The 18,788-nt window shown below is 71.4% G+C and carries 21 protein-coding genes; 4 read left to right on the top strand and 17 right to left on the bottom strand.

The genetic code is table 11. From position 1 onward, the window contains the following. Positions 1–1,749 (bottom strand): M13 family metallopeptidase (locus tag ABZE72_RS09410; RefSeq protein WP_372728765.1); only part of this gene is annotated, 1,749 nt, incomplete at its 3' end. A 71-nt stretch (positions 1,750–1,820) separates the two neighbouring features. Here ABZE72_RS09410 and ABZE72_RS09405 point away from each other — a divergent pair. Next, positions 1,821–2,120, top strand: a complete 300-nt coding sequence (locus ABZE72_RS09405) for a putative quinol monooxygenase (RefSeq protein WP_372728764.1) — start codon at positions 1,821–1,823, stop codon at positions 2,118–2,120. A gap of 291 nt (positions 2,121–2,411) precedes the next feature. Here the strand turns inward: ABZE72_RS09405 and ABZE72_RS09400 are convergent, their stop codons facing one another. From ABZE72_RS09400 to ABZE72_RS09385, 4 genes are all read right to left on the bottom strand, one after another. Continuing rightward, positions 2,412–3,377 (bottom strand): NADPH:quinone oxidoreductase family protein, encoded by a 966-nt coding sequence (locus ABZE72_RS09400; protein WP_372728763.1) that lies wholly within the window; start codon positions 3,375–3,377, stop codon positions 2,412–2,414. 35 nt (positions 3,378–3,412) lie between these two features. Then, a complete protein-coding gene (locus ABZE72_RS09395; RefSeq protein ID WP_372728762.1) occupies positions 3,413–4,042 on the bottom strand; it encodes a hypothetical protein in 630 nt (209 codons plus the stop codon). Between the two features lie 156 nt (positions 4,043–4,198). Next, entirely contained in the window at positions 4,199–5,431 is a 1,233-nt protein-coding gene (locus ABZE72_RS09390; protein WP_372728761.1) for a M15 family metallopeptidase, read from the bottom strand. Between the two features lie 64 nt (positions 5,432–5,495). Continuing rightward, the gene (locus ABZE72_RS09385) at positions 5,496–6,896 is read right to left on the bottom strand and encodes an MFS transporter (RefSeq protein WP_372728760.1); all 1,401 of its coding nucleotides are present in this window, start codon (positions 6,894–6,896) and stop codon (positions 5,496–5,498) included. 83 nt (positions 6,897–6,979) lie between these two features. On the opposite strand from ABZE72_RS09385, the gene ABZE72_RS09380 reads away from it, so the two are divergent. Next, positions 6,980–7,801 (top strand): GTP-binding protein LepA, encoded by an 822-nt coding sequence (locus ABZE72_RS09380; RefSeq protein ID WP_372728759.1) that lies wholly within the window; start codon positions 6,980–6,982, stop codon positions 7,799–7,801. Positions 7,802–7,820: 19 nt separating this feature from the next. Here the strand turns inward: ABZE72_RS09380 and ABZE72_RS09375 are convergent, their stop codons facing one another. Genes ABZE72_RS09375 through ABZE72_RS09365 form a run of 3 tightly spaced genes read right to left on the bottom strand, consistent with a single transcriptional unit; the run spans position 7,821 to position 10,152 of the window. After that, positions 7,821–8,408, bottom strand: a complete 588-nt coding sequence (locus tag ABZE72_RS09375) for a TetR family transcriptional regulator (RefSeq protein ID WP_372728758.1) — start codon at positions 8,406–8,408, stop codon at positions 7,821–7,823. Positions 8,409–8,464: 56 nt separating this feature from the next. Continuing rightward, positions 8,465–8,656: a ferredoxin gene (locus ABZE72_RS09370; protein WP_372728757.1), complete on the bottom strand. Its 192-nt coding sequence runs from the start codon at positions 8,654–8,656 to the stop codon at positions 8,465–8,467. Next, complete coding sequence (locus tag ABZE72_RS09365; protein WP_372728756.1) at positions 8,656–10,152, bottom strand: fatty acid desaturase; 1,497 nt, start codon at positions 10,150–10,152, stop codon at positions 8,656–8,658. The genes ABZE72_RS09370 and ABZE72_RS09365 overlap by 1 nt, the downstream gene beginning before the upstream one ends. Before the next feature lie 135 nt (positions 10,153–10,287). Between ABZE72_RS09365 and ABZE72_RS09360 the strand changes: the two genes are divergently transcribed. Continuing rightward, entirely contained in the window at positions 10,288–10,968 is a 681-nt protein-coding gene (locus ABZE72_RS09360) for a hypothetical protein (protein WP_372728755.1), read from the top strand. On the opposite strand, the gene ABZE72_RS09355 is transcribed toward ABZE72_RS09360, so the two are convergent. The 3 genes from ABZE72_RS09355 to ABZE72_RS09345 form a co-directional block, all read right to left on the bottom strand. Next, positions 10,965–12,344, bottom strand: coding sequence for an NAD-dependent malic enzyme (locus ABZE72_RS09355; RefSeq protein ID WP_372728754.1), 1,380 nt, complete (start codon positions 12,342–12,344; stop codon positions 10,965–10,967). The genes ABZE72_RS09360 and ABZE72_RS09355 overlap by 4 nt on opposite strands. Before the next feature lie 85 nt (positions 12,345–12,429). Beyond that, positions 12,430–12,900, bottom strand: coding sequence for an SRPBCC family protein (locus ABZE72_RS09350; protein ID WP_372728753.1), 471 nt, complete (start codon positions 12,898–12,900; stop codon positions 12,430–12,432). A 12-nt stretch (positions 12,901–12,912) separates the two neighbouring features. Continuing rightward, positions 12,913–13,392 carry a glutathione peroxidase gene (locus ABZE72_RS09345; protein ID WP_372728752.1) on the bottom strand — a complete coding sequence of 160 codons (480 nt, stop codon included), beginning with the start codon at positions 13,390–13,392 and terminating at the stop codon, positions 12,913–12,915. Between the two features lie 201 nt (positions 13,393–13,593). On the opposite strand from ABZE72_RS09345, the gene ABZE72_RS09340 reads away from it, so the two are divergent. Continuing rightward, entirely contained in the window at positions 13,594–13,794 is a 201-nt protein-coding gene (locus tag ABZE72_RS09340) for a hypothetical protein (RefSeq protein ID WP_372728751.1), read from the top strand. Here the strand turns inward: ABZE72_RS09340 and ABZE72_RS09335 are convergent. The 6 genes from ABZE72_RS09335 to ABZE72_RS09310 form a co-directional block, all read right to left on the bottom strand. Further along, positions 13,751–15,001 carry an MFS transporter gene (locus ABZE72_RS09335; protein WP_372728750.1) on the bottom strand — a complete coding sequence of 417 codons (1,251 nt, stop codon included), beginning with the start codon at positions 14,999–15,001 and terminating at the stop codon, positions 13,751–13,753. The two genes, ABZE72_RS09340 and ABZE72_RS09335, sit on opposite strands and share 44 nt — an antisense overlap. A 2-nt stretch (positions 15,002–15,003) precedes the next feature. Continuing rightward, complete coding sequence (locus ABZE72_RS09330) at positions 15,004–15,669, bottom strand: hypothetical protein (protein WP_372728749.1); 666 nt, start codon at positions 15,667–15,669, stop codon at positions 15,004–15,006. Continuing rightward, positions 15,666–16,331, bottom strand: a complete 666-nt coding sequence (locus ABZE72_RS09325; protein ID WP_372728748.1) for a nitroreductase family protein — start codon at positions 16,329–16,331, stop codon at positions 15,666–15,668. Before ABZE72_RS09325 ends, ABZE72_RS09330 begins: the two co-directional genes overlap by 4 nt. 32 nt (positions 16,332–16,363) lie before the next feature. Then, on the bottom strand, positions 16,364–16,921 hold the full coding sequence (locus tag ABZE72_RS09320; protein WP_372728747.1) for a redoxin domain-containing protein: 558 nt from the start codon (positions 16,919–16,921) through the stop codon (positions 16,364–16,366). Between the two features lie 22 nt (positions 16,922–16,943). After that, positions 16,944–17,621, bottom strand: a complete 678-nt coding sequence (locus ABZE72_RS09315) for a TVP38/TMEM64 family protein (RefSeq protein ID WP_372728746.1) — start codon at positions 17,619–17,621, stop codon at positions 16,944–16,946. 63 nt (positions 17,622–17,684) lie between these two features. After that, positions 17,685–18,788 (bottom strand): MBL fold metallo-hydrolase RNA specificity domain-containing protein (locus ABZE72_RS09310; RefSeq protein ID WP_372728745.1); only part of this gene is annotated, 1,104 nt, incomplete at its 5' end.

Here is an 18,788-nt window from a genome sequence, read left to right as displayed (position 1 = left end):
GCGGGCCTCGACGTCGGCCTGGCCGCCCTGCGAGATCACGAACGCGCGGTGGGCGATGGTCAGGCCGCCCAGGTCGCCGATGTTCTCGCCGACGGTCAGAGCGCCGTTCACCTTCTCACCCGGCAGCGCCCGCGGCTCGAAGCCGTCGTACTGCGCGATCAGCGCCTTCGACTTCACCTCGAAGGCCGCCTTGTCGGCCGGCGTCCACCAGTCGTTGAGGTTGCCCTCGCCGTCGTACTGCGCGCCCTGGTCGTCGAAACCGTGACCGATCTCGTGGCCGATCACCGCGCCGATGCCGCCGTAGTTCTCGGCCGGGTGGGCGTCGGGGCTGAAGAACGGCTTCTGCAGGATGCCGGCCGGGAAGCAGATCTCGTTGGTACCGGGGTTGTAGTAGGCGTTCACGGTCTGCGGGAGCATGTGCCACTCGTCGCGGTCGACCGGCGAACCGATCTTGGCGAGCTGGCGGTCGGTCTCGAACGCGGAGGCGGCGGCGACGTTGCCGAGCAGGTCGTCGCGGGTGACCTTGAGGGCGGAGTAGTCGCGGAACTTCTCCGGGTAGCCGATCTTCGGGCGGAAGGTCGCGAGCTTCTCGTAGGCCCGCTCCTTGGTCTCCTCGGTCATCCAGTCAAGCTCGGCGATCGAGACCCGGTACGCCGCCAGCAGGTTGGCGACCAGGTCGTCCATCAGGGCCTTGGAGGTCGGCGGGAAGTGCCGCGCGACGTACTCCTTGCCGACGGCCTCGCCGATCGCGCCCTCGACCAGCGCGACCCCGCGCTTCCACCGGGCCCGGAGCTCGGGGGTGCCGTTGAGGGTGCGGCCGTAGAAGTCGAAGTTGGCCTGGACGAACTCGTCGGGCAGGTACGGCGCCGCCGAGCGCAGCACGTGGATGAGCATCCACGGCCGCCACTCGTCGATGGTGACCTCGTCGAGCACGGAGGAGAGGTGCGCGAAGTACGACGGCTGGCGCACGCAGGACTCGGCGAAAGTCTCGGCGCTGCCGCCGAGGTTGGTGAAGTAGGCGTCCCAGTCGAAGGACGGGCAGTCCCGCTTCAGCTCGTCGGCGGTCATCAGGTTGTAGGTCTTCTGCACGTCGCGGGTCTCCGCGCGCTCCCAGTGGCCGCGGGCCAGCAGGGTGTCGATCCGCAGGACCGTCTGCGCGGCCTCCTCGGGCGCCTCCTGGCCGGCGAGGCCGAGCAGGGTGGTGCAGTAGGCGACGTACTTGTCGCGGATCTCGGCGAACTTGTCCTCGCGGTAGTAGGACTCGTCGGGCAGACCGAGCCCGCCCTGGACCAGGTGCAGCAGGTAGCGGTCGGACTGGCGGTCGTCGGTGTCGACGTAGGAGCCGAAGAGGCCGTGGCCGCCGACCCGCTCGAACTCGCCGAGGAAGGCGGCGAGGTCGCGTACGTCGCGCAGGTTCGCGACCGCGTCGATGAGGGGGCGCACCGGGCGCAGGCCCTTGGCGTTGACGGCGTCCTCGTCCATGAAGGAGGCGAAGAGGTCGCCGATCTTGCGGGCGTCCTCGTCGATCTCGGTCCCGTCGCCGGAGGTGACCGTGGCGGCGAGGTCCTCGATGATCTGGCGGACCTGCTCCTCGGCAGCGTCGGCCAGCTGCACGAACGGGCCCCAGCTGGAACGGTCGGATGGGATCTCCGTCTCGTCGAGCCACCGGCCGTTCACGTGGCCGAAGAGGTCGTCCTGCGGTCGGACGTCGAGATTCATGCCCTCGCGGGCGTCGTCGAGAGTGCTCACGCGCCCGACCCTAGCCGCCGGGAGGTCGTGCTTCCCAGCACGGGCGGGGCGGTTCCGAGTAGGTTCGATGGATGAGTGCACCGCTGCGCGTCGTCGCCACCATCCCCGTCACCGTCGAGTCGGTGGAGGCCGTCCGGGCCGGCCTCGCCGAACTGGCCGCGGCCAGTCTGCGCGAGGAGGAGGGCTGCTTGGCCTACGAGGCGTTCGAGTCGACCTCGACGCCGGGCACGTTCGTGACGATCGAGTCGTGGCGCAGCGCCGAGGACATGGAGGCGCACATGTCGACCCCGCACGTGGCGGCGGCGTTCGAGACGATCGGGCCGGTGCTGGCGGGGGATCTGGTGATCCACACGTTGGATGCTTTGGGGTGATGGTTCATCACGGTATGCAGCCGAACCCGCGCTTCCCCTGCTCTGTACGCCCCGGGAAGTGACTGCTGACCTGCATCCCATGATGAACCTGCGACACCTGGGACGGATCCAGACCAACCAGGCGGCCGACGCGGCATACCCAGCTCGCTGACGTGCCCTCCAGCGCCCGGATCCGCACCTCCCGAGCCCCAGGCCGAGGTTCCCACGACCAACCCGCGCTTCCCCTGCTCTGTACGCCCCGGGAACCGTTGGCTGACCTGCATCCCATGATGAACCTGCAGCAGCAACCCCTCAGTCACGCACCCGCACGACCGACTTCCCCAACGTCCGGCGCTCGTCCATGTCCACCAACGCCTGCCCGAACTCCTCCAGCGCGTACGACGCACCCACCGGCGGGCGGATCACCCCGCTGGCCATCATCGGCTCCAGCGCCCGCCACTGCTCCTGCATGTAGCCGGGCCGCATCATCGCGTAGGCGCCCCAGCCCACCCCCCGAACATCGATGTTGTTGAGCAGCAACCGGTTGACCTTGACCTCGGGGATGCCCTGGCCGGCCGCGAACCCGACCACCAGCAGCCGCCCCTGCGCCCCCAGCACCCGCAACGAGTCCGCGAACACCTCACCCCCGACGACGTCCATCACGACGTCGACGCCGCGACCCTCGGTCAGCGCCATCACCGACTCCTTGAAGCCGTCGACCAGCACCGTCTCGTCCGCCCCGGCCTGCCGGGCGATCTCGGCCTTCTCCTCCGAGCTGACCACCGCGATCGTCCGCGCGCCGTACCCCTTCGCGACCTGGATGGTCGCCGTGCCGACCCCACCGGCAGCCCCGTGCACCAGCACGGTCTCGCCCTCGCGCAGGTCGCCCCGCTCGGCGAGCGCGAACTGCGCGGTCAGGTAGTTCATCGGCAGCGCCGCACCCTCATCGAAGCTCAACGAGTCCGGCAGGGCGAACGTGAACATCGCCGGGTTGGCGACCCGGTCCGCGGCACCGCCGTACGGCCCGACGCCCGCGACCCGCTGACCGGGCTCGAAGCCCGGGCCGCTGATCACGGTGCCGGCGAAGTCCACCCCGAGGGTGAACGGCGGCTCCGGCTTGAGCTGGTACTCGCCCTTGCTCAGCAGCAGGTCCGGGAACGAGATGCCGACCCGGTGCACCTCCACCAGGACGTCGTCGGGGCCGGGGGTCGGCTCCGCGATGTCGCGGAGCTCGATGCCGGAGGGACCTGAGGTGGTGATGACCTGGACGGCGCGCATGACGCGAGGCTAGCCGTCCAGGTCCCCTCACCCGATCACGGTGCCGTGTAGGCCCACACGTACTGCAACCGGACCTCGCCGGCGTTGCCCAGGTTCGACCCGACGTAGAAGCCGTTGCTCTCCGCACCGTCGGAGTTCGCGCTCACTCCCGGGAACAGGTACGTCTCGTTGGGGTTCACGTTGATCACCGTGTCGATCACGTAGACGCAGAGCACACCGACGTCGGCGGTCGGGTTGGTCGCCGAGCCGGAGCACTTGCTGGTGTTGGACTCACCGCCGGCGGCCACCGTGGTGGGCGCACCGAAGTAGATGTTCCTGCCGCCGGAGTAGCTCAACGGCACCTTCGTGGTGAACGGCAGCGGCGAGTAGTTGCGCAGGTAGAGCGAGTTCGAGGGGGCCATCCCCTGCATGATCCCGCCGCCGACGATGGTCATCCCCTTCGGCGGGGGCGCGAACGGCCGCGACTTCCCGTTGATGTCCTTGAGGTGCAGCGTGCCGTTCTTGATGTCCTTGCTCGTGACGGAGTTGTTCTTGATCTGCTTGCCGGTGATCAGGCCCCCAGCGGTGGCGGCCCCGGCCATCGACAGGACCAGCGCCAGGATCGCGATCACGTACGCGGCGGTGGAGTGGGCGCGCCCCGAGCGTGCGATGTCGTCGTGGGTCATGAAGTGCTCCCTCATCCATGCCCCATGTCCGACCAGAGGTGGCCGGGATTCCTCTCGAACCTGTCACCGCCACCCGCTCGCCGCGGCGCTTCGGCCAAACCGTGTCAGCCGGCGAGACGCTGAGCGCCACCATCCGGACCGATCGGCGCGGACCGATCAGCGCGGGTCGATCAACGCATTCATCTCGAAGTGCATCGGGTCGGTGTAGCTCCAGTCGCCGCCCCAGGCGAAGCCCCACTTCTTGAAGATGGAGACGACCGTCCGGTCCATCTGGCCGACCGTGCCGCGCAGGTTGCCGGGCACGTTGAGGTCCAGGGCGAGGCCGAAGGAGTGGTTGGAGAGCTTGGTGCTACCCGCGATGAACCGCGGGTAGTAGCAGCCGGCGTACTCGTTGGGGTGGATCTTGTCCGCCAGTCCACGCTCCACGATCTCGCGCAGGGCGGCGGTGAGCTGCGGGAAGATCGCCCGGTTGCAGGTCACCCGGCCGAGGATCGGCACGGTGGCGGTGGCGATGTGCGAGGCGACCCAGGCGGGGTCCGGCGCGATCCGGCCACCGCCGAGGACGGTGTAGTTGAAGGTGCCCACCGCGTCGGCCACGCTGCCGACCAGGAACGCGGTCTGCTGCACGGTGATGTCGAGGTCGGGCCCGAGGATCTGCACCGAGGCCTCGTCGCCGGCGATCTGCTGGATCGGCTTGCGCACCGACTGCGGCGAGGTGATCCCGGTCGAGACGATCAACGCGTTGTCGGGCTTCATGCCCAGCGTCTCGATCCACGCGGTGTTGACCACCGCGTCGACCTGCGGGATCTGGGGGGCGAAGGCGCCGATGTGGACCCGGGGGGCGTCGGCCCCGTTGCCCAGGCGCAGGTAGCCCTCCTCGTCGGCGGGGATCTTCTTGCGCAGGTCGGGCAGGATGCCGAGTTCGCCGCCGGCGATCCGCTCCCAGGCCTCCTGCAGCTTGGCGCTCGCCTCGGGTGTGTAGCGCCGGTAGGAGCCGGGCGTCACCGCCGCCACGTTGATGACCTTGTTCTCGATCGCGACCTGCGCCATCGCCATCGGTTCCACGCTCACCACGCCCTTGAGTGCGCGGATCTTCCGGACCATCTCGGGGCTGAGCGGGTTCTGGCTGTAGACCAGCATGTCCGCCGGCAACAGGTGCTTGGTCAGCTTGCCCGGCGGATCGATGGCGTGCTCGGGGTCGGCCACGACCGCACCGGTGGCGGCGGCCGAGGGTGCACCGCCCGCGCCGGCTCCCGTGGTGACGCCCCGGCTGCCGTCCTTCGACGGCTCGGGGTCGGCGGTCTCGGTGGCGGACGATCCCGCGCAGGCAGCGCTCAGCGACAGCAGTGCCGACAGTGCGGCAGCCGCGAATCGTCGACGCAGGCGCATGTGAGTCCCTTCCCCGTCCAAGGGTAGGTGTGCGGTCCCAGCGACCGCGCGATGACCGCGGATTTCACCCGAGCGGGTTCCGGATCGTCAACCACGAGAAGATCCCGCCCACGACCAGCAGGAAGGCGCAGATCACCACCGCCTCGCCGTACGCCGCGTCCATCGCCGACGCCTCGGCGTACTCCGCCCCGCCCAGACCGACCGCGAGCGGCAGGGCGGCGACCGCGAGCAGCGAGCCGGAGCGGGCCACCGCGTTGTTGACCCCGCTGGCCACGCCGGCGTGCTGGTCGGGCGCGGCGGCCAGGACGGTGGCGGTCAGCGGAGCCACCAGCAGGGCCAACCCCAGACCGAAGACCGTGATCCCCGGCATCACGTCGAGCCAGTAGTTCACCTCGTCGTCGACCGCGAGCAGCAGCAGCGTGCCCGCGGCCATCACCAGAGGACCGACGGTCATCGGGACCCGCGGCCCGATCCGGGCGGCCAGCTCACCGCCCTTGGCCGCCAGCAGCACCATGCAGATCGTGATCGGCAGCGTGGCGAGCCCGGCCTGCAGCGGGCCGTAGCCCGAGACCGTCTGCAGCTGGATGACCAGGAAGAACAGCAGCGCGCCCAGGGCGGCGTACACCACGAAGGTCATCGCGTTCGCGGCGCTGAACGTGCGGTCGGCGAAGATGCCGAGCGGCAGCATCGGGTGGTCGCTGCGGCGCTCGAGCTGCCCGAACAGGACACCGGTGACCGCGGCCACCCCCAGGGCCACCCAACCGGGTACGCCGCCCCACTCGATCAGGGCGTACGTCGTGCCGCCGAGCGCGAGCGCGGCCAGGACGGCGCCGGCGACGTCGAAGTGCGGGGCCGCGCCGGTGTCGCGGGTCTCCGGCACCCAGCGCTGCGCGATCACCACGGTCAGCACGGCGACCGGCAGGTTGATCAGGAAGATCCACCGCCAGTCGGCGTACTGCACCAGCGCGCCGCCGAGCAGCGGCCCGACCGCGGCCGCGATCGCTCCCAGACCCGACCACGTGCCGATCGCCTTGGGCCGGTCCTCCTTGACGAAGGCGCCCTGGATCATCGACAGGCTGCCGGGCATCAGCAGCGCCGCACCCATGCCCTGCAGCACCCGCGCCACGATCAGCACCTGCGACGTGGGGGCCAGCCCGCACAGCAGCGAGGCGAGCGCGAACCACCAGGTGCCGATCACGAAGACGCGTCGCCGGCCGAACCGGTCGCCCAACGAGCCGCCGAGCAGGATCAGGCTGGCCAGGGAGAGCAGGTACCCGTTGGTCACCCACTGCAGCTCCGAGACGCCGGCGCCGAGGTCCTCGCCGATCGTCTTGAGGGCGACGTTCACGACCGTGCCGTCGACCAGGGTCATCCCGGAGCCCAGGGTCGCCGCAGCCACCACCGCCCGCCCCGGCGTCGTACCCAGGCGTACTCCGGCGGGACCTGCGCTCGAGGGGACGCTCACCCACCGCAGCGTATTCTTCCCAGATGCCGCCCGCTCCCGGATCCGCCCCCCGATCCGCCCCCCGTTCGGAACAGCGTCTCGTCGTGCACGTCGACCGCCTGGCCGCCGAGCACCCGCCCATCGAGCTCGACTCGGTCGACTTCACCGTGCACCGCCCCGACCTCCTGCGCGAGCGGTTCGGGCACGTCCTCGACTACATGGCCCGGGTCGAGCTCGAGGTGGACCGCAACGTCCTCGAGCTCACCACGATGCTGCCGAACCCGCCGGAGATCGACCGGCACTTCTACGCCGACGTGTGGCAGCCGCAGGAGATCCAGCACGGCCTGATCCTGGACAAGCTGCAGGTCGAGCTGGGTCGTCCGCCCGCCGACCCCGACCTGTCGTCGGTGGGCGCGAAGCTCCGGGTGCTGGGGGCGCTGGCGCACCTGAGCCCGATCCAGGACGTCGTCCGGATGCTCTACTACCTGACCGGTATGGCCACCGAGCGCTCGGCGGTGCTCGCCTACAACCTGTTGTACGACGGCGTGGTCGAGCTCGGCGAGGACGCGATCGCCAGCACGGTGATCGCGCCGATCCGGCGCCAGGAGCCCGGCCACTACGCCTTCTACCAGCTCTCCGCGCGAGGCCTGTGGGCCGAGCTGTCGGGGTGGCAGCGCTGGCTGGTGCGCCGGCTGCGCACGATCTCGTTCGCGCCGGTGGGGGCCAACAACCCCGGCCAGGCTGCGGACTTCGGCGACGTGATGGAGACGCTCGGCATCGCCGAGGAGTCCGACCGCTTCGCCGGCGAGATCTCCCGGGTCGAGCGCGAGCTGCTGTGGGCCCGCGACCGTGGGCTGCAGGTGCCGGAGTACGTCGCGCGCGCCTTCCGCGAGGCCGTCGAACTGGCCCGGGCCCGCGCGGCCTGAGTCCCCGGCCGAGGCCCGACTACTCGCCCAGGACCCGGGTCGCGATCCAGGCGATGTCGGCGGCGGTGTCGGCCGGCGAGGCCGTGGGCTGCATGACGTGGCTGAGCACGACCCGCACCACCATGTCGATCGCGGCGTCGAGGTGCCCGGGCTCGATCGTCAACCGGTAGGGCTCCAGCCGGTCGCCGATCACCCCCTTCGCGGCGGTGAGCAGCGACTCCGAGTGGGTGGTCAGCAACGGCAGCAGCTCGGTGTCGGCGCCGTGCGTGGCGGAGACGACCGCGTGCAGCAGGCTGTTGTCCTGGGAGAGCTCCAGCACGGCCTCGACGGCAGCCCGCAGAGCCGTGACCAGGTGGTCGGGGTGGGCGTCGAACGCGTCGTTCACCACGCGGAGGAAGCGGTCGAGCTCGTGCAGGATCATCGCCTCGGCGAGCCCTGACTTGGAGCCGATCTCGTTGTAGACGGTCTGCCGGCTGACGCCGACCTCGTCGGCGAGCCGCGCCATCGTGACCCGCGCCCAGCCCTCGTCGGTGGCCAGCACGACCGCCGCCCGGACGATGCGCTCGCGCAGTGCCGGCGCGTCGGTGCGGGGAGCAGTGGTGGTCACGCGACCCAGTCTAGGAACCGGTCCCCACGCGAGCGCGGGGACCGGTTGCCGGACCGTCAGCCGACCAGCTTCAGCGCCAGCACCGGACACGAGTTCACGGCTGCGAACACCTGCTGGCGGTGCTCCTCGGCGGGCGAGTCGTCCAGGACGTGCATGACCTCGTCGTCGTCGACCTCGAAGAACTCGTGCGCCATCGCCTCGCACATGCCCAGGCCCTCGCACCTGTCGCGGTCGACCTCGATCCGCATCAGGCCACCCGGCCCCGGCCGGTGTCGTACGACGGGTCGCACGGCACGAAGTCGACCTTCTCGCGCACCCCGCAGTCGGGGCAGCACCAGTCGTCCGGGATCTGCGACCACGGGGTGCCGGCGGCGAAGCCCTCGTGCTCGTCGCCGACCGCGACCTCGTAGACGTGGCTGCAGCCGGGGCAGCGGGCCGCCAGCACCTCGTCGGGCACGGCCACCGTGACGTCGGTGGCGTCCACGTGCGGCGCCTCGTCGGAGGGCGGCGGGTAGGCGGCCAGGATCCGGTCGCGCTTGCGCGGGTGCAGGTTGGCCAGGCGCAGGTCACCGTCGAAGTGGGCGAGCACGCGGGGGTCCATTACCCGGCGCCACAGCGGCGGCACGAGTGCCAGCACGATCATCCCGGCGTACCCGGTGGGCAGGACCGGGGACTCCTCGAAGTCGCGCAGGGTCTGGTAGCGACGGGTCGGGTTGGCGTGGTGGTCGCTGTGGCGCTGCAGGTGGTAGAGCAGCACGTTGGTGGCGATGTTGTTGGAGTTCCACGAGTGCGAGGGCGCCACCCGCTCGTAGCGCTCCTTGCCCGGCTGGCCGACCTTCTGGCGCAGCATCCCGTAGTGCTCCATGTAGTTGACGACCTCGAGGAGCGAGAAGCCCATGATCGCCTGGATCACCAGGTAGGGAGTGATGCCGATGCCGAGCCAGGCGATCATCGCCCCCCAGAGCACCGCCGACATCAGCCAGGCGTTCAGCACGTCGTTGCCGATCCGGAACGGGTGCTGCTGCTTGCGGGCGTAGCGACGCTTCTCCAACCGCCACGCGCTCTTCAGCGAGCCGATCACCGTGCGCGGCCAGAACTGGTAGAAGTTCTCGCCGAACCGGCTGCTGGCCGGGTCCTCGGGGGTGGCGACGCGGACGTGGTGGCCGCGGTTGTGCTCGATGTAGAAGTGGCCGTAGAACGTCGGGGCCAGCGCGATCTTGGACAGCCAGCGCTCGTGGCTCTCCTTCTTGTGGCCGAGCTCGTGGGCGGTGTTGATGCCGATCCCGCCGATGGCTCCGATGGAGAGGGCGAGGCCGATCTTGTCGACGGCGCTCAGCTCGCCCTGGAAGCCGAACGGGTCGCCGTTCGCGATCAGCCAGAAGGCGCCCACGAAGCCGACGAACTGGATCGGCAGGAAGAGGTAGGTGATCCACCGGTAGTACCGGTCGTTCTCGAGGGCCTCGATCACGTCGTCGGGCGGGTTCGAGCGGTCCAGCCCTGCGAACAGGTCGATGCTCGGCACGATCACGAGGATCACGACCGGACCGATCCAGAAGAACGCCCCGATGCCGGTGGCGGCCCACAGGCCGTAGGCGATGAACGCGAGGGTGGGCACCACCAGGCCGATCAGCCACAGGTAGCGCTTGTGGTCGGTCCACTCCTCGGTCGACCCGGCCGAGACCGTGCCTGAGGGAGTGAAGCCGGCCGGGGTCGAGCCGGGGGAGCTCGCGGACGTCTGGGACATCGGGCTGCCTTCCGTGGGGGACGGTCGTACGACGGTTTACATCACCATAGGGTTTGTAAACCGTCTTGACAAGACCCTTTGATTTGTAAAACGGATCGGTTGCGTCTCGCCCTCGCAGGCGAGAGGCTGGCCCGCATGCCCAGCCCGAGCAGCGCGACCGGTGAGCGGTGGCGGACGGCGCTGATCCTGGGGCCGCTGGTCCTGCTGCTGGTCGCGACGGGGGCGTACGGCGCACACCTGCTGCTGGCCGACCCCGCAGCCGAGCCGGCCCCAGCCGACGAGGCTGCCGTCGCGGCCGACAACACCCCCGCCTCGACCGACGATCCGGGCGTGACCTGCTGGGACGGCACCGTGGTACCGACCACAGAGGCGTGCACCCCGCTCGGCGGGCCGGACGCTCTCGCCTGGGTCTTCCCGTCGTTCGACCCGGCCGACGAGACCTGCCGGGACCGGACCCAGGAGTCCGCCGACGTCGATCGACCGCAGTGGTGGGAGTGCCGGGCGGAGGTGAACGACGACGAGGTCTACCTGACCTACGCGCAGTTCGGCTCGGTCGAGGCCGCCGTCGAGTTCTTCGGCCAGGAGTACGGCACCGAGCCGGGCGCCTGGAACGACTCCGGCGAGCCCGCGCGACGGCTGGTCTGGGACCGTCCGGTCGACGAGCACCACTCCCGGACGGTGCTGTACACACGGGCGCCGTACGCCGTCACGATCTGGGCGGTCGACGCCGAGCAGGCCGACCGGGCCCTGGCCGAGCTGGTCCGGATGCGCCCGCCCGGCCGGGTGGCCCGGCAGCCGCTGGAGCAGCCCGTCTAGGACTTGTCGCCGCGGATCGCGGCGGCCACGGCCTTCGGCACGTCGAGGTCGAAGACCGAGGGGATGATGAAGTTCGGGTTCAACTCGTCGTCCTGGACGACGTGCGCGATCGCCTCGGCCGCCCGGAGCAGCATCTCCACGGTGATCTCCGAGGCCCGCGCGTCCAGCAGGCCCCGGAAGACACCGGGGAAGGCCAGCACGTTGTTGATCTGGTTGGCGTAGTCCGAGCGTCCGCTGGCGACCACGGCGGCGTACTTCTCGGCCTCGGCCGGGTCGACCTCGGGGTCGGGGTTGGCCAGCGCGAAGACCACGGCGTCGTCGGCCATGTCGGCGATCCACTCGGCCTTCAGCAGCCCGGGGCCGCTGACCCCGATGAAGACGTCGGCGCCGGTCAGGCCGGTGCGCAGGTCGCCGCGGACCCGCCGCTTGTTGGTCCGCGACGCCAGCTCGGCCTTGGCCGGGGAGAGCGAGTCGTCGTCGGCGGACAGGCAGCCCTCGCGGTCCCAGACGATGACGTCGCCGGCGCCCCCGGCCAGCAGCAGGGTGACGATCGCCGAGCCCGCGGCGCCGGCGCCGGCCACCACGATCCGGACGTCGGGCAGGCTCTTGTGCACGACCCGCAGCGCGTTGGTCAACGCCGCGAGCACGACGATCGCGGTGCCGTGCTGGTCGTCGTGGAAGACCGGGATGTCGAGGCTGGCCCGCAGCCGGGCCTCGATCTCGAAGCAGCGGGGCGCGGCGATGTCCTCGAGGTTGATCCCCCCGAACCCGGGGGCGATCATCTCGACCGCCTTGACGATCTCGTCGGTGTCCTGGGTGGCCAGGCAGATCGGCCAGGCGTCGATGTCGGCGAACCGCTTGAACAGCGCGGCCTTGCCCTCCATCACCGGCATCGCAGCGCCCGGCCCGATGTTGCCCAGCCCGAGCACGGCCGACCCGTCGGTCACCACGGCCACGGAGTTGCCCTTGACGGTCAGTCGCCAGACGTCGTCGGGGGTCTCGGCGATCGCCATGCTGACCCGCCCGACGCCGGGGGTGTAGGCCATCGAGAGGTCGTCGCGGTTCTTCAGCGGAACCTTCGAGTTGACCTCGATCTTGCCGCCCAGGTGCAGCAGGAAGGTCCGGTCGCTGGTCTTGTGCACCTCGACGCCCTCGACCGCGTCCACCGCGTCCTTGAGCAGCGCGGCGTGGTCGGCGTCGCTGGCCGAGCAGGTGACGTCCACGACGAGCCGGTCGTGGCTCGACTCGGCGACGTCGATGGCGGTCACGATCCCGCCGGCGGTGGCGATCGCGGTGGCGACCGTGCCGACCACGCCGTGGTCGGGGGCGGTGTAGAGACGCATGGTGATCGAGTACGACGAGGTGGTGGCTGCCATGGGTCGACCCTCCTCCGAAGCCGTGGTTACCGGCAAGTCCGAGACCGGACCGTGACCAACCGGCCGGTGCTCAGCGAAGGCCTCGTCAGGCGGGCAGGCCCAGGTGCTGCAGCAGGTTCCGGGAGAACCGGTCCCCCATCTGCTTGAGCACCCCGCGCATCGCGGCCGTGACGGCCGGGGAGGCGATCCGAGCCAGCGGCAGGTCCACCTCCACCTCGAGGCTGGTGGCCAGGTGGGTGCCGTCGGCGACCTCGGTCAGGTCGTACCAGCCGTTGGTGCCGGCTCGCTCCCGTACGCCGTCGGGCGGCGCGTGCACGAACTCGATCCGCTCGTGCGGCCGGAAGGTCATCGCGACCGTGAAGGCCGGCGCCACACTCACCCCGAGCAGCGGGATCCGGCCCAGGTGCCAGGTCCAGCGGTCACCGTCGGTGTCGATCGAGTTCAGGAACGGCGTCAGCTCGGGCAGCAGCACGGGGTCGGTGAGCGCCGCCCAGATCCGTTCGGGCTCGGCGGCCACCACTGCCTCCGCCTCGGTGCGCGCCGAGAACCAGCTCATCGAGGGCCGCGCTCAGGCCGACAGGGCGCGTTCGATGTCCGCCGCGATCGCGGCAGGCTCGGTGGTGGGGCCGTAGCGGGCGACCACCTGGCCCTCGCGGTCGAGGAGGAACTTGGTGAAGTTCCAGTTGATCCGCCCACCGAGCAGGCCCTTCTTCTGCCGCCGCAGCCACTGGAAGACGGGGTGGGCGTCCCGGCCGTTGACCTTCACCTTGGCGAACATCGGGAAGCTCACGCCGTAGTTGCGCTGGCAGACCGCCGACATCTCGTCGTCGGCAACCGGCTCCTGCTTGAACTGATCGCTCGGGAAGCCGAGCACCGTGAACCCCTGCTCGGCGTACCGGTCGTGCAGCTCCTGGAGTCCGGTCAGCTGGCCGGAGTACCCGCACTTGGTCGCGGTGTTGACCACCAGGGCCACCTGCCCGGCGTAGGTCCCGAGGTCGATGTCGTTGCCGTCGAGGGCGCGGGCGGAGAAGTCGGTCAGCGTGGTCACCGGGCAAGTGTGGCAGGGAGCCGGTGACGGCCCCGCCGACACCGGTGGGCGTAGGCCGATGTGACGCAGACGATGCCGATGGTTGAAAGATCAAGGTTTACCGGAGCGGCTCACGGGTCACGTTATGAGGGGTCACCGATCCTCCGCCCGGAGAAGCGGGGGCCCGGACAACCGAAGACCCCCCATCACAGGAGAGAGACCGTGCCGTTCCCCGCCGTGTTCACCGCCGCGTCCATGACCTTCATCCTCCTGGTCCCGGCGCTGATGATCGCTGCGATGGTCCTCGCCGCCCGTCACCGGGAGCTCGTCGCTCGGCGCGAGGTCCGCGCGAACCCCAACCCGCTGCACCCCGAGCCGATCAGTGCCGGCGCCCAGGCCCGTCACCTGCGCGCGGTCGCCTGAGCACCACCACCAGCAGCGCCAGCGCCAGCACCTGACACCCGGCGATCACGAGGACCAGGTCGGCGACCCCTCCGTCGTAGAGGGCCCCCGCGAGCGCCCCGCCCGCCAGAGCGGCCGCCCCTTGGAACGCCGCGAACACGCCGTACGCCGTGGCCAGCCGGGCCGACGGCACCAGATCGGCCACCAGGGCTTTCACGGTCGAGTCCTGCAGACCGGTGGCGGCCCCCCAGACCAGCACGCCGGCCAGCACCACGGCCGGGCGGGTGTCGAAGGCGAGCAGCGGAACGGCCGCCACCAGCACCGGCAGCAGGAGCAGCACCCGCCCCCCGAACCGGTCGTAGACCCCACCGGTCGCGAGCGCGGCGACCGCACCCGAGGCCATCGCGGCCGCGTAGACCACCGGCACCCAGGCCAGCGTGAACACCCCGGCCTCGACCAGGTGGTACGAGATCACGCCGAAGGTCATCAACCCCACCGTGCTGGCGGCGCAGGCCCCGGCGAACAGGTAGAAGGAGCCGGGCAGGCGGACCTCGCCGCGCGCGACCCCGGACAGGTCACGGCCGGCAGGCACGGCCTGAGGCGCCTGGTCAGCCCCCGCGAGGTCGGGGACTCGGGCTCGGACCACCAGCAGGAGCACCATCGACAGCGCCGCCGGCACGGCGAGCACCGCCAGGGCCGTCCAGAGCCGGCCGGTCAGCGCGACCACGCCCGCCACCAGCAGCGGCCCCGAGAAGGCGCCGACCTGGTCCAGTGCCTTGTGCACCCCGAAGCCCCGTCCGCGACCGACCGCACCGGCCGCGTGCGCCAGCAGGGCGGACTTGGAGGGACTCCGGATCGCCTTGCCGGTGCGCTCCAGCACCACCAGCGTCGCGCCGACGGCGAGCCCGGCCCCACCGACGAACGGCGCGATCGCCATCAGCGGGACGCAGACGGCGGTGAGGCCGTAGCCCACGATGGTGAGCGACCAGTAGCGCCCGGTGCGGTCGGCGAGGGGACCCGAGACCAGCCTCAGCACGAGCGCCGCGCCCTCCCCCGCGCCGGTGACCAGCCCGACCACCAGGGCCGAGGCCCCCAGACTCGCCAGGAACGGGCCGGTGATCGCCCGGGCTCCCTCGTAGACCATGTCGGCGGCCAGGCTCACCAGCCCGAACCAGACGACCGTGCGCCACGGCGACCACACCCGGCCCGCCACCTCCTGCTGTCCCATCGTCAGCCGACGAGGTGGCCGCGCACCTGCGCGGGCTGTTGGTGGCCCACCGGGTTGCGATGGCCGGCCAGCTCGACGTGCACGGCCCGGTCACCGAGGTCGAGGACGATCTCGTCGTCGAGGATCTCCACCACCTCGCCCCGGATCAGGTAGAGGCCGTCGCCGTCCAGCCGGTCGAGAGCGACACCCGGCCGACAGCGCTCGACGTCCTCGACGGCCACCGCGCGCAAGGGGGCCCGCAGCCGGCCCCGGAACCGCCAGAACAGCACGCCCACCGCCAGCAGCGCGAGGTCCGCCAGCACGGTGACGACCAGGCCCACCCGCCCGGCCGGCACCTGACCCTCGACCTCGTACGCCGCCGGACGCCCCGGCAGCACCCGGACCTGGACGACGTCCTCGGCGACCGCCTCGTCGTACGTCGCCCGGTCGACCTCGGTGTTCCAGATCGTCCGGTCGGGGTCGACCTCGGCGGGGAAGCGGAAGGCCACCACGTAGTGCGGGTCGCTCTCCGGCGGCAGGACGCCGACCCCGGTGACCTCGGCCTCGACCTCGACGCCGGCCCGGTCGACCCGCCAGTCCAGCCAGGTGCTGTGCACCAGCGGCAGGTTGATCATCAGCACGAGCAGGGCGACCAGCAGCAGCGCCTTGCCGCTCGGCCGCCGGCTCACGGGGCGGCCCCCTCGGCGGACCCGGCCGGACGGTCAGCACCGGGCGCGGTCCACGGCGTGCCCCAGACGCCGTCGAAGACGAAGCTCTCCAGCGGCTTGCGGACCCGCACGCGGTCCTCGCGGGCGCTGGTGCGTTCGTCGACCTCGTCGTGGCTCCCGCGGACCCCGATCGCGATGCCGGTCAGCACCCGGTAGTGCGCGGGGACGCCGAGCGCGGCGTGCACGGCGTCGGTGTCGAACCCGGCGAACTGGTGGGCGTGCAGCCCCATCGCCCGAGCCTGCAGGGTGACGTGGGCGGCCGCCTGCCCCAGGTCGTAGAGCGTGGCGTCGCCGCCCCCGTTCCCCTCGGCGTCCGGCTCGACCTGGACGGCAGCGACCAGCACCACCGAGGCGCGCGGCACCCAGCCGGAGTTCCCACGGCTCAGGTGCTCGACGACCACCCGGTGGGTGGCGTTCCCCCGCTCGGCGACGAAGAACGCCCACGGTTGGGTGTTGCCGGCGCTCGGCGACCACTGCGCGGCGTGCAGGAGCTCGGCGAGCTCGTCGGCACCCAGCCGGTGCCGGTCGTCGAAGACGCTGGGGCTCCAGCGGGAGCGCAGCGGCTCGGCCAGCCCCTCGGCGCCGGGCATGGGAGCGTGAGCGTTGGCAGCGGACGGCGACATACGCCCCAGTCTCCCAGTCGGGGACCGGCCGCTCAGGGCTGCCCGCCCACGGCGAGCGCGCGCACCGCTGCCACCACCCGGGCCATGGCCGGGTAGTCGCCGATCCGCTCCCCGACGTGCTGCCAGACGACGTTCAGGTCGCGGTCCAGGATCACCACGCCGGGGCTGCGAAGGGTGTCGCGGGTGATCGCCTGCGGGCGCAGCCCCTCGCGCAGCGAACGAACGTACGCGGCGGCCCCGGCCGGGCGCAGCAGCTTGAGGCCGAGCTTCCGCTCCGCCCCGACCGCAGTGCGGAAGTCGTGTCCGGGGTCGAGGTAAAGCGGGATCGTGACCCGCTTCTCGTCGCGCAGCCACTGGGCCTGGTAGTCCGCCGAGCCGCCCACGGCTGCCACGCCGATGCCCTGCGCCGCGAGCTCCGGCGCCACGGCGGTCAGCTCGAGGAGCCAGGACTGGCAGGGCAGGCAGCCGAAGTAGCGAACCAGCTGGACGACGGTGAACGACGTGTCCGCGAGGTCGGCGGCGGGGACGGTCGTGCCCTCGGGGGTGAAGAGGGAGAGGTCGGCGGGGACGGTGCTCAGGGGACGCGGCATCGGACCAGCACACCACACGGGCTCAGCTCTGCGACGTGTGTCCCGGCAGTCGTCGGGCCAGCAGGCCGCCGATCACCAGCAGCAGGAGCAGGCCGCTGCCGGCAACCGCCGTGCGCCACGGGTCGGTGGCGCCGTAGGCACCGAACGCCGCGTAGGCCAGGGACCCGGGGATCATGCCGACCGCACTGGCCAGCAGGAAGGAGAGGGCACGGACGGCACTCACTCCGGCGGCGTAGTTCACCGCCGTGTACGGCACCACTGGCAGCAGGCGCAGGACCAGGACGGTCGCGAACCCGTGGTCGCGGAGCAGTCGATCGATGCGCACCATCCGGGGGGAGCCGATCTGCTCGATCGCGGAGCGACCAAGAACCCGCGCTCCGGCGAAGGAGAGCATCGCCCCCGTCGTGGCCCCCGCCAGGGCAAGGGCGGCGCCCGGGACGAGGCCGAAGAGCAGACCGCCGGCGATCGTGAGCAGGTTCTTGGGTGCGGGCAGCAGGGAGACCCCCACGTAGAAGACGTAGAAGACCAACGGACCCCAGGGTCCGGCGTCCTCGACGTGCCGACGGATCGCCGCGACCTCCGGCCCCGAGAACTGCAACGCGAGGACCAGCAGCACCACCAGCAGCGCCAGCAGCAGCCCGGCCTTCACCCACGCCCGCCGGCGGACGGCGGAACGACTCGACGTGGTGAGGGTGGTCATGGAGGGCCTGTCCCGGGGGCTGGAGCGAGAACGCTCACGCTACCCCGGTCGAGGCCGGGGACCTCAGTCCACGAGCACCCGCTCGTGCAGCCGGGGCACGACCGCCGTCCAGTCGAGCCCGGCGCGCACCGTGGTGGCCAGGGCCTCGGACGAGGCGGGTTCGCCGTGCACGACGAAGACGGTGCGCGGCTCCACCGAGTGCCGCAGCCAGCTCAGCAGCTGCGGCGCGTCGGCGTGGGCGGAGAAGCCCCGCACGTTGGCGATCTCGGCCCGCACCGGGACGTAGCGCCCGTGGATCTTCACCTGCGGCGCACCCTGGACCAGGTCGTGACCCCGGGTGCCGGGCACCTGGTAGCCGGTGAGCACCACGCTGTTGCGGGCGCGCGGCAACTGGCCCCTCAGGTGGTGCAGGACCCGCCCGCCGGTGGCCATCCCCGAGGCCGAGATCACGATGCAGGGCTTCTTGGGGTCGTTGAGCCGGCTGGACGCCGACTCGTCCGGGACCAACTCGAGGTGACCCGGGTCGAAGGGGTCCGCGGAGCCGGTGACCGACGGTCGGAACTCGTCGCCCCCGCGGGCCAGGGCCTCGCGGTAGACCGTCAACGCGCGCAGGGCCATCGGGCTGTCGGCGTACACGGGCACGTCGGGCACCCGGCCGGCCAGCACCAGCCCGCGGAGCTCGTGCAGCAGCATCGGCGTACGGTCCACCGCGAACGCCGGCAGCAGCGCCACCCCTCCGCGCTCCAGGGTCCGGGTCAGGACGTCGGCCAGCGCGTCGATCGCCCCGACCGGGTGCTCCCGGTTGCCGTAGGTCGACTCGACCACGAAGTAGTCCGCGTCGCCCGGCGGCTCGGGCGGCAGCAGCAGCGGGTGGTCGGTCCGGCCGAGGTCGCCGCTGAAGACGATCCGGACGTCGCCGACGGTCAGCACGACGAAGCGGGAGCCGAGGATATGGCCGGCCCGGTGCAGCGACACCGAGATCCCGGGCGCGAGGGTCCGCTGCTCGCGCATCGGCAGGGGCGTGAAGAGACGGATCGCCCGCTCGGCATCGGCGGAGACGTAGAGCGGCAGCGGCGGGTCGTGCCGGCTCAACCCCGACTCGGCCGACCGGCGGGCCTCCTCCTCGGCCAGGTACGCCGAGTCCCGCAGCACGATGCTGGCCAGGCG

Origin of the sequence: Nocardioides sp. (genome assembly GCF_041600255.1) — a bacterium.
Taxonomy (GTDB): Bacteria; Actinomycetota; Actinomycetes; order Propionibacteriales; family Nocardioidaceae; genus Nocardioides.
This window is presented reverse-complemented; position numbering and strand designations above follow the sequence as displayed.

Excerpts from the sequence above, each read along its gene's own strand:
- ABZE72_RS09335 (WP_372728750.1), bottom strand. The coding sequence starts at position 15,001 with ATGGGACAGCAGGAGGTGGCGGGCCGGGTGTGGTCGCCGTGGCGCACG.
- ABZE72_RS09320 (WP_372728747.1), bottom strand. The coding sequence starts at position 16,921 with ATGCCGCGTCCCCTGAGCACCGTCCCCGCCGACCTCTCCCTCTTCACC.
- ABZE72_RS09390 (WP_372728761.1), bottom strand. The coding sequence starts at position 5,431 with ATGCGCCTGCGTCGACGATTCGCGGCTGCCGCACTGTCGGCACTGCTG.
- ABZE72_RS09350 (WP_372728753.1), bottom strand. The coding sequence starts at position 12,900 with ATGAGCTGGTTCTCGGCGCGCACCGAGGCGGAGGCAGTGGTGGCCGCC.
- ABZE72_RS09325 (WP_372728748.1), bottom strand. The coding sequence starts at position 16,331 with ATGTCGCCGTCCGCTGCCAACGCTCACGCTCCCATGCCCGGCGCCGAG.
- ABZE72_RS09400 (WP_372728763.1), bottom strand. The coding sequence starts at position 3,377 with ATGCGCGCCGTCCAGGTCATCACCACCTCAGGTCCCTCCGGCATCGAG.
- ABZE72_RS09395 (WP_372728762.1), bottom strand. The coding sequence starts at position 4,042 with ATGACCCACGACGACATCGCACGCTCGGGGCGCGCCCACTCCACCGCC.
- ABZE72_RS09405 (WP_372728764.1), top strand. The coding sequence starts at position 1,821 with ATGAGTGCACCGCTGCGCGTCGTCGCCACCATCCCCGTCACCGTCGAG.
- ABZE72_RS09365 (WP_372728756.1), bottom strand. The coding sequence starts at position 10,152 with ATGTCCCAGACGTCCGCGAGCTCCCCCGGCTCGACCCCGGCCGGCTTC.
- ABZE72_RS09370 (WP_372728757.1), bottom strand. The coding sequence starts at position 8,656 with ATGCGGATCGAGGTCGACCGCGACAGGTGCGAGGGCCTGGGCATGTGC.
- ABZE72_RS09355 (WP_372728754.1), bottom strand. The coding sequence starts at position 12,344 with ATGGCAGCCACCACCTCGTCGTACTCGATCACCATGCGTCTCTACACC.
- ABZE72_RS09315 (WP_372728746.1), bottom strand. The coding sequence starts at position 17,621 with ATGACCACCCTCACCACGTCGAGTCGTTCCGCCGTCCGCCGGCGGGCG.
- ABZE72_RS09360 (WP_372728755.1), top strand. The coding sequence starts at position 10,288 with ATGCCCAGCCCGAGCAGCGCGACCGGTGAGCGGTGGCGGACGGCGCTG.